Raw genomic sequence first — 9,329 nt, 5'->3', positions numbered from 1 at the left:
CCGAACAACGGCTCTATTCCGCGCCAGACCTCACCGCGCTAGCAACCAGCCTCAACCCCACACCAAACACAAAGCCGAAATCAGCGAGTTGATTTCCCGGCAATCCCTTAGTCAGCGGCGGATCTTGATGTTCTCGATCTCCACCGGCAGGACCGGCTCGCCGTCCTGGTCGCCGCCTTCGCCCGGGATGATGCCGCCCGCGACGATCTCGTCGAGCACGTCCATGCCCTCCACGACCCGGCCCAGCACCGTGTACCCGGGTTTGATGTTGGCGTGCGAGTGCACGATGAAGAACTGGCTGCCGTTGGTGTCCGGCCCCTGGTTGCCCATCGCGATGGTGCCGCGCGGGTAGGTCTCGGCGCCGGTGACCTCGTCGGCGAACCGGTAGCCCGGGCCGCCCTTCTCCACCGAGTAGATGTCGCCGCACTGCAGCACGCCGAGCCGCGCCGAGTTGGTCAGCCGCCAGCAGCGGGAGTCGTCGTAGAAGTCCTTGCGGGCCAGGTGCACGAGGTTGTGCACCGCGCACGGCGCGTTCGCGCGGTCGAGCTCGACGACCACGTCGCCGTGGTTGGTCCGGATCGTGGCGTGGACCGTGCCCTCGTTCTTGGCCGCGGGATGCGGCGGCCGGACCGGTCGCGCGGCCGGGTTCTCCGGCGTCGGGATGTACTCGCACATCGTGCGCGGACTCGACCACTGCTGCGGCTGGGCCTCCGCAGCGCCCATCGTGACCGCGGTGAGCATGATGCCGAGCACCCCGGCTAACCAACGCATTTTCATGCGAAGAACCTAGCCAGCTGCGCGACCGGTAGATACCGACGAAAGCAGCAGTCAGGGCGCGACGTCGGCGTAGTCGGTGCCGACCTTGAGCGCATCGATCTCGTTGACCACGTCGTCGCCTTCGGCCCCGTAGACGCCCCACTTCGGGTGGTTCTCGCTGTCGAAGGTGCGGCACGCCCAGCGCTTCGAGCCGTCGCTGAAGGTCTGCTGCTCGCCGTTGAACCAGAACTCGACCCAGCCGCCGGTGGTCTCGTCGGACAGGTGCAGGCCGAGGACGATGCTGTGCCACTCCCCCGCCGCGATCGGGTGCTCCCAGATGATGCGCGTGGCGTCCGGTTGGCGTTGCAGCAGCGAGAGCTTGCCGTCGATCACCTTGATGACGACCGGGTAGTTCTGGATGTGGCTGCCGTAGGACTTCCACTGGAAGGTGGCGTTGTTGTCGACGGTGCTGGAGAGCTTGCTGCGCCAGCCGAGGTAGTAGGTGGAGCCGTTCTCGAAGTCGTGCTCCTTGCCGTCGATGGCGATGCCGCGGCTCTCGCACCGCCGGCTCTCGGCGGGCTTGTCGTAGCGCCACACCGCGCCGTGCTCCGGATCGTCGACGGCCGTGACGCTGCCCGGCGCGGCGCATTCCGAGCCGATGTGGGCGAACACGCCGTTGCCGTGCGCGGCGTCGCCGTCCCAGATGGCCGCGGCTGCTGCTGGGGGCGCGGAAGCCACGACGAGCGCCGCCGCCAGCAGGGCCACGGCGGGAAATCTCCCGACCATGATCGTTCCCTTCCGGCGGCGGAAGGCCAGATCTACCGGATGCCGGCGGCCGGCGTCCAGAGGCATCACCCGGACCGCCGGACGCCCACTCCGCACCCATGTAACCCACATGAGTGAATGTCAGATTGAACATCACTAACTGTAGTCAGCAGATATTGCATCATTCACCAGCACGAACGCCAGATCATCGGGATCTTGTGACGCTTCCCGCTGCGGCGACTGCGGGATTTCAGAGTTGGCCCACCAGCACTGACTACGTAGCGTGTCCGCCAGTCGGATCCCCGAACCGACGCGGAAGCTCGCAGCGCCGAACCCTGCCCCGCGCGGCTTCCTACCCCCGAACGAACGACTGGGCAGGGGCGAGCACCCCGAACCGGGTTCCGGCGGCGCCCCCGCACGCCCACCCGCGGCACGAACGTGCCCGCTCGCAGGCGCCAGCAGGAGACCGCCCATGACGCGTACCCCGAAGCGCACGGCCGCCCGCATCGCCGCCCGAGTGGCGTTCGCCGACCTGATCGCCGCCGCTCCCCTGGCCACGGCCATCCCCGCCAACGCCGCCTCGGCGTCCACTTGGGACGCCGTGGCGAAGTGCGAGAGCTCCGGCAACTGGAAGGCCAACACCGGCAACGGCTACTACGGCGGCCTGCAGTTCACCCAGTCCACCTGGGCCGCGTTCGGCGGCAAGGACTACGCCCCCAAGGCCTCCCAGGCAACGCGCGAACAGCAGATCGCGGTCGCCGAGAAGGTCCTCAAGAAGCAGGGCCCGAAGGCCTGGCCCGTGTGCTCCAAGAAGGCTGGCCTGACCCGCTGACCTCCACTGTGGATGGAGCAGGTCCGCTGCCCAGGGCCCGTGAGTGCTTTGGGGCGTCATAGCACCCCAAAACACTCACGGGCGAGCACCTGGACCAACGCTCGCCTCGCGGCGGCGACGTGACGAGCCCCACTGCCCGGCGATCGCGGAATAACCGGGGCGGCTGTTCCGTTATCCCTGCCGCGCGGGGCGGCTGCCTCGCGCCTGTCGCACGCGATGAAAGGCTGATGCCGCCGTGGCCGTTGCCCTCTCCATTCTCGATCTGGCACACATCGGCCCCGGCGAGACGGCCGCCGATAGCTTCACCGCCAGCGTCGACCTGGCGCAACGCGCCGAATCGCTGGGCTACCGGCGGATCTGGTACGCCGAGCACCACAACATGTCGTCGATCGCGTCGTCGGCCACCAGCGTGCTGATCGGCCACGTCGCCGCGCACACCAAGACCATCCGGCTCGGCGCCGGCGGCGTGATGCTGCCCAACCACGCGCCGCTGACCATCGCCGAGCAGTTCGGCACCCTCGAAACGCTCTTCCCGGGGCGGATCGACCTCGGCCTCGGCCGGGCGCCGGGCAGCGACCAGAAGACGATGCGGGCGCTGCGCCGCGACCCGTCCTCGGCCGAGACGTTCCCGCAGGACGTGCTGGAGCTGCAGGGATACCTGTCGGGCGAGACCCGGGTCCCCGGGATCAACGCGACGCCGGGCGCGGGGACCAACGTGCCGCTGTACATCCTCGGCTCCTCCCTGTTCGGCGCCAGGCTCGCGGCGTTGCTCGGCCTGCCCTACTCGTTCGCCTCGCACTTCGCGCCCGACGCGCTGGAGGCCGCCGTTTCGCTGTACCGGCAGGAGTTCCAGCCGTCCGCGCAGCTCGCCGAGCCGTACGTGATCGCCGGGGTCAACGTGATCGCGGCGGACACCACCGACGAGGCCGAGGAGCACTTCCAGGCGGCGAAGCGCTACCGGGTGGCCCGAATGCTCGGCCAGGGCAGGGAATTCACCCCGGACGAGGCGGACGCGATCCTCGCTTCCCCGGCCGGGCAGCAGGTCCTGCAGATGGCCAAGTACACGGCGGTCGGCACGCCCGCCGAGGTCGACGACTACCTGGACCGGTTCGCCGAGCGGTCCCAGGCCGACGAGCTGATCGTCGTGTCCGCGGCGCCCGACCGCGGGGCATGGCGCCGCTCGCTCGAACTCCTCGCCGACGTCCGCGGCCTGGTCCCGGCCTGATCGAGACCCATTCCCAGGCTCGTTCCACGTGGCGGCGCGGGTGGCGGCCCTCCTGCAAGGGTCGCCGCCTGGTTGCGGGATCCCCGGCTTGCGTATGACCAATACGCGGCGTCGGGCCCCGATAAGGGCGGGCACAGCCTGAGAACCCGCGGCGGTGCGAGTTGCGCAGGCGCTGCGCCGCTTCAAAGACATAGATCAAAAAGCCTGATCAGCGGGTGGGTTCGCGCCGGAACGCCGCCCGCGCCCACAGGTAGCCGGCGAGCGCGATCGCGACCGACCAGGCGACGGCGAGCACCGCGTTCGCGCCGACCGGGGTGCCCATCAGCAGTCCGCGCACCGTCTCGATGATCGGGGTGAAGGGCTGGTGCTCGGCGAACCAGCGCAACCCGGCCGGCATCGAGTCGGTGGGCACGAACGCGCTGCCGAGGAACGGCAGGAACATCAACGGCAGGCCGACGTTGCTCGCCGTCTCGGCGCTCCTGGCGACCAGGCCCATCGCGACCGACACCCAGGTGAGCGCGAGCGCCAGCAGCGCGAGCAGGCCGAGGGCGCCGAGCCACGCCAGCGGTCCGCCGGTGGGCCGGAAACCCAGCAGCAGCGCGACGAGCACGACCAGCACGACGCTGATCATCGTCTGGATCACGCTGCCGACCACGTGCCCGTTCAGCACCGACGACCGGGAGATCGCCATGGTGCGGAACCGGTTGATGATGCCCTCGGTCATGTCCACGCAGACCGACACCGACGCCGCCACGGACCCGGAGGTCGCGGCCATCAGGATGATCCCGGGCGCGACGTAGTCGATGTACCCGGCGCCCCCTGCCGCGACCCCGAGCCCGGCGCCCAGCACGCCGCCGAGAACGTAGACGAACAGCAGCATCATCACGATCGGCATGCCGATCACCGACAACGACATGCCCGGATAGCGCAGCGCGTGCAGCAGGTTCCGGCGCAGCATCGTCATCGAATCGCTCGCGGCGTGGGAAAGGGTGCTCATCGAAGCGGCTCCTTCTCGTTGTCGGGGCGGCCGGTGAGGGCGAGGAAGACGTCGTCGAGGTCGGGGGTGTGCACGGACAGCGCGTCGGGCTTGATCGACTCGGCGTCGAGGCGGTCCAGTAGGCCGCGCAGCGCCGGAACGCTGCCGTCGTTGGGGATCTGCAGGGTGAGCGCTTCGTCGTCGCGGGCGACGTCGCGGAAGTTCCGGGCCGCCGCGGCGAGCTCGGCGGCGCCGGCGAACCGCAGGCTGACGTGGCCGCCCGGGATCCGGCGCTTGAGCTCGGCCGCGGTGCCTTCGGCGACCAGCCGCCCGTGGTCGAGCACGGCGATCCGGTCGGCGAGCTGATCCGCTTCCTCCAGGTACTGCGTGGTCAGGAAGATCGTGACGCCACCGGCCACCAGGTCGCGGATGATCTGCCACATGGTCCGGCGGCTGCGCGGGTCCAGCCCGGTGGTCGGTTCGTCGAGGAAGATGACGCGCGGATCGCCGACCAGCGTCATCGCGAGGTCGAGCCGCCGCCGCATGCCGCCGGAGCAGGTCGCGGCCGGCTTCCGGCCCGCCTCGACCAGGTCGAACCGCTCCAGCAGCTCCGCGGCCCGCTGCCGGCCGACGGGGCGGCGCAGGTGGTGCAGGTCGGCCATCAGGAGCAGGTTCTCCTCGGCGGTGAGCAGGTCGTCGACGGCCGAGAACTGGCCGGTGACGCCGATCGCGGCGCGCACCGCGTCGGGATCGGCGGCCAGGTCGTGCCCGGCGACGCGGATATGGCCGGCGTCGGCGCGGATGAGCGTGGACAGGATCTGCACGGTGGTGGTCTTGCCCGCGCCGTTGGGGCCCAGCAGCGAGTAGATGCTGCCCTGCGGGATGTCCAGGTCGATGCCGTCGAGCACGACCTTGTCCCCGAACGACTTCCGCAGCCCGCGGGCCGCGATGGCGGATCGTCCAGCCATGCCCCCTCCTTTCGTCGTAGCAACGCGTTGATCGCGATCACCGGGCCGACCGCCGGTTCCGCGACCCCACGAGATCGATGGCATCACTATGGCACCACATTGGCACCCAATCAAGCCACTTTGGCTCACCTAGACGCCAGGACCAACAACTGCGACACGAAAGGCCAGGTGGACGCGCGGCCAGACCCGGTTTCAGCCGCAATTTCCATTGAAATCGAAGGTTCGATTTCAATGGAAATTGCGGACGGACAGCACGAACATGACCGCGATCGACGGCGATCAGCGCAGGGGCGCGCTCCAGCGCACGCTGGTTCCGCCCGTTGGCAGCGGCCGAACCGCGCACTGCCCGCCCAGCTGATCCGCGCGTTCCGCGAGGTTGCGCAGGCCGCTGGGCGTGACGTCGTCCGGGATGCCGATGCCGTTGTCGGTCACCTCGATCGACAGGGTGTCGTCCAGGGCGATCGCGACCGACAGCTCCGATGCCCGCGCATGCCGGATCGTGTTGCTCACCGCCTCCAGCACGACCGCCTCGGCGTTCTCGGCCAGCTTCGGCGGCAGCACGTCGAGCGGGCCCGCCATCCGCACGGTGATGCGGATCGGGCTGTCGCCGACCACGTCGGTGACGACGCGCTGCACCCGCGCCCGGAACCGCACCGCGCCCTCCGCGGTGGCCTGCAGGTCGAAGATGCTGGCGCGGAGGTCCTGGATCACCTCGTGCAGCTGGTCGATGTGCTCGGTCAGCCGGGCGGCCACGATCGGCACCTTCGCGCGGCGCTGCGTGCCCTGCATCGCCATGCCGATGGCGAACAACCGCTGGATGACGTGGTCGTGCAGGTCGCGCGCGATGCGGTCGCGGTCGGCCAGCACGTCGAGCTCCCGGCGGGCGGCCTGCGCTTCGGCCCGCTGCAGGGCCAGCGCCGCCTGGTCGGCGAACGAGGACACCACCTGCAGCTGGTTCTCGTCGAATCCCGGCGCCCCGACATCGCGCGCGGTGAGCAGCACGCCGGACGTGGTCTCGTCGGCCCGCATCGGAACCGCGAGCGCGGCGCCGAACTGCACGACATTGCCCTCGGTGATGTCGAAGGCGAGGTTCGAGACGTTGCGCGGCAACCGCTCCCGGAACACCTGCCCGGTGGTGGAACCGCTGACCGGGATAGTCCGGTGCGCCAGGTCTTCGATGTCCAGCCCGACGGACACGGTGATGACGAGGTCGGTCACCTCCGCCGCGTCCTCGCCGGCCGCGGGCACCGCGACCATGGCGTAGTCGGCGGCGGTGAGCTCCGCCGCCCGCTCGGCGATCATCTGCAGCGCGTCGATGGGATCGGTGCCCGCCAGCAGTTCCGCGGTGATCTCGCCGGTGGCGTCCAGCCAGCGCTCCCGGCGGCGGACCTCCTCGAACAGCCGGGCGTTGTCCACCGCGATGCCCGCCGCGCCGGCCAGCGCCTGCATGACGACCTCGTCATCCTCGGTGAACTCCCCACCGCCGCGCTTCTCCGTCAGGTACAGCCGCCCGAACGTCTCCTGCCGGGCGCGGATCGGCACGCCGAGGAAGCCGCGCATCGGCGGGTGGTGCGCCGGGAACCCGATCGAAGCCGGGTGGTCGGAGATTTCGGTCAGCCGCAGCGGCTTGTCCGCCTCGATGACCACGCCGAGCACGCCGTGCCCCGTGGGCAGCGAGCCGATGCGCTCCCTCGTCGGCTCGTCGATGCCCTCGTACACGAACTGCGACAGCTCCCCGCCGGGGCCCAGCACGCCGATGGCGCCGTAGCGGGCGTCGACGAGCTCCATGGCGGTGTGCACGATGCGCCGCAGCGCCGCGTCGAGTTCGAGCTCCGACGAGATCGCGAGTACGGCCGACAGCACGCCGTCCATCCGCTCGCGCAGCCCGATGATCTCCTCGATGCGCACCTGGACCTGGTTCAACAGCTCCCTCAGCCGCAACCGGGAGAACGTGTCCGCGACCGACCTCGACGGGTCCTGCGGCTCGCCGGGCCTCGGCGCGTCCGCCCTGCTCACGCGTCTACTGTGGCACGTCCGACCGATTCGCACCGGGTGCCGAGTGGTGACGATCGACTCTGGTTTCGCCGCGCCCGCCACCGGCACGCTGGCAGCAGGCGACCGGAGGGAGACCCGATGAACACGCCGATCGGCGCAGTGGGGTGCCTGACGGCCGACCAGGTGGAGGATGTTCTGCTCAAGGCCACCTCCGCGCCGTCGCTGTACAACAGCCAGCCCTGGCGATTCCACTGCACGGCCGACACCATCGCGCTGCACGCGGACCGGTCCCGCGCCGTGCCGGTGGCCGACCCGGAGCACCGCGAACTGGTGCTCGCCTGCGGCGCGGCGCTGTTGAACCTGCGGCTGGCGGTGCGGGCGGCCGGGGTGCAGCCGGACGTGAACGTGCTGCCGCACCGCTGCACACCGGACCTGCTCGCGATGGTGCGCCCGGCCAGGCGGCGCCCGGCGACGCCCACGGATGTCGAACTCGCGGCCGCGATCCCGCGACGCCGCACCAATCGCAAGCCGTTCCTGCCCACCGCGGTCCCGGGGTCGCTGCACAGCCAGCTGCGGCAGGCGGCGGAGGCCGAGCGCGCGTGGCTGGCGATCCCCGAGCGCGAACAGCTGCCGAAGCTGCAGGCGCTGGCCCAGCAGGCGCACGACGCACAGCTCTCGGATGCGGAATTCATGGCGGAGCTGCGGTTCTGGACGGGCCGCAACTCGGGCTCGTCCGACGGGGTGCTCGTGAGCAGCAGCGGGCCGCTGCCGGAGCCGCAGGACGAATGGGTGCTGCGCGACTACAGCCGCGGGCAGGCGAACACCCGGGTGGCGGGCAAGGACTTCGAGCCGGAGCCGCTGATCTGCGTGCTCGGCTCGTTCCAGGACGGGGTGTCCGCGCAACTGCACGCCGGGATGGCGATGCAGCGCGTGCTGCTGGCCGCCACCGCCGCCGGGTTGTCGAGCTCGTTCATCTCCCAGATCGTCGAGGTGCCCACCACGCGCAAGGAGCTGCGCGAACTCATCGGCGGCGGCCTGTGGCCGCAGGCCGTGCTGCGCATCGGCTACGGATCGCCGGTGCCCGCGACGCCGCGACGCGCCCTGGACGATGTGGTCGACGACGCGCCCGCCCGCAGCTGACGAGCCTCAGGTCCGCTTCGGCCGGTGGTGCAGCTGGGTGGCCAGGACCGCCGCCTGGGTCCGGCGCTGCAGGCCCAGCTTGGACAGCAGCCGGGACACGTAGTTCTTGACCGTCTTCTCCGCCAGGTACATCCGGTCGGCGATCTGCCGGTTGGTCAGGCCCTGGCGGATGAGGTCGAGCAGGATGCGCTCCTGGGGCGTCAGGTCGGGCAGCGCCGCGGCGCTGTCCAGCTTGGCGCGCAGCTTGTTCACCAGCTCCGCGGTGCCCTGCTCGCCGAGCAGCGACCGGCCCGATCCGACCGTGCGCACCGCCGACGCCAGCTCCATCCCCTTGATGTTCTTGACCACGTAGCCCGCGGCGCCGGCCAGCATCGCGTCCAGCATGGCCTGCTCGTCCGAGAACGAGGTCAGCATCAGGCAGTTCAGCCCGGGCAGCCGGGACCGCAGCTCCCGGCAGAGCTCGATGCCGTTGCCGTCCGGGAGCCGCACGTCGAGCACGGCCACGTCCGGCCGCAGGGCGGGGATGCGGGCCTCCGCCTCGCCGGCCGTGGCGGCCTGGCCCACGACTTCGAGGTCTGGCTCGGCGCTGAGCAGGTCGGCCAGTCCGACCCGCACCACCTCGTGGTCGTCGACCAGGAACACCGTCGTCTTGCCGGACCGGGTGTCATCCAC

8 protein-coding genes and 1 pseudogene are annotated in these 9,329 nt (G+C 70.5%); 3 read left to right on the top strand and 6 right to left on the bottom strand.

Going from position 1 to position 9,329, the window contains the following annotated elements; translation table 11 throughout:
• Window positions 1–111: 111 nt before the first annotated feature.
• Together AC07FN_RS36890 and AC07FN_RS36885 are read right to left on the bottom strand one after the other, a co-directional pair.
• Window positions 112–777: a peptidylprolyl isomerase gene (locus AC07FN_RS36890; protein ID WP_478399811.1), complete on the bottom strand. Its 666-nt coding sequence runs from the start codon at window positions 775–777 to the stop codon at window positions 112–114.
• Between the two features lie 51 nt (window positions 778–828).
• A complete protein-coding gene (locus AC07FN_RS36885; protein WP_478399810.1) occupies window positions 829–1,608 on the bottom strand; it encodes a heparin lyase I family protein in 780 nt (259 codons plus the stop codon).
• A 385-nt stretch (window positions 1,609–1,993) separates the two neighbouring features.
• On the opposite strand from AC07FN_RS36885, the pseudogene AC07FN_RS36880 reads away from it, so the two are divergent.
• Both AC07FN_RS36880 and AC07FN_RS36875 read left to right on the top strand, forming a co-directional pair.
• Window positions 1,994–2,341 (top strand): annotated as a pseudogene (locus tag AC07FN_RS36880) (transglycosylase family protein); the annotation flags it as partial.
• A 247-nt stretch (window positions 2,342–2,588) separates the two neighbouring features.
• The gene (locus AC07FN_RS36875; RefSeq protein WP_478399809.1) at window positions 2,589–3,578 is read left to right on the top strand and encodes an LLM class flavin-dependent oxidoreductase; all 990 of its coding nucleotides are present in this window, start codon (window positions 2,589–2,591) and stop codon (window positions 3,576–3,578) included.
• A 208-nt stretch (window positions 3,579–3,786) separates the two neighbouring features.
• Here the strand turns inward: AC07FN_RS36875 and AC07FN_RS36870 are convergent, their stop codons facing one another.
• From AC07FN_RS36870 to AC07FN_RS36860, 3 genes are all read right to left on the bottom strand, one after another.
• On the bottom strand, window positions 3,787–4,575 hold the full coding sequence (locus tag AC07FN_RS36870) for an ABC transporter permease (protein WP_478399808.1): 789 nt from the start codon (window positions 4,573–4,575) through the stop codon (window positions 3,787–3,789).
• Window positions 4,572–5,522: an ATP-binding cassette domain-containing protein gene (locus AC07FN_RS36865; protein ID WP_478399807.1), complete on the bottom strand. Its 951-nt coding sequence runs from the start codon at window positions 5,520–5,522 to the stop codon at window positions 4,572–4,574. Before AC07FN_RS36865 ends, AC07FN_RS36870 begins: the two co-directional genes overlap by 4 nt.
• A gap of 279 nt (window positions 5,523–5,801) precedes the next feature.
• A complete protein-coding gene (locus tag AC07FN_RS36860; protein WP_478399806.1) occupies window positions 5,802–7,538 on the bottom strand; it encodes a GAF domain-containing sensor histidine kinase in 1,737 nt (578 codons plus the stop codon).
• Between the two features lie 117 nt (window positions 7,539–7,655).
• Here AC07FN_RS36860 and AC07FN_RS36855 point away from each other — a divergent pair, with 117 nt between their 5' ends.
• A complete protein-coding gene (locus tag AC07FN_RS36855; RefSeq protein WP_478399805.1) occupies window positions 7,656–8,657 on the top strand; it encodes an Acg family FMN-binding oxidoreductase in 1,002 nt (333 codons plus the stop codon).
• A 6-nt stretch (window positions 8,658–8,663) separates the two neighbouring features.
• Here the strand turns inward: AC07FN_RS36855 and AC07FN_RS36850 are convergent, their stop codons facing one another.
• Window positions 8,664–9,329 (bottom strand): response regulator transcription factor, encoded by a 666-nt coding sequence (locus AC07FN_RS36850; protein WP_478399804.1) that lies wholly within the window; start codon window positions 9,327–9,329, stop codon window positions 8,664–8,666.

This window comes from Saccharopolyspora sp. NPDC045941 (assembly GCF_056431445.1).
This window is presented reverse-complemented; position numbering and strand designations above follow the sequence as displayed.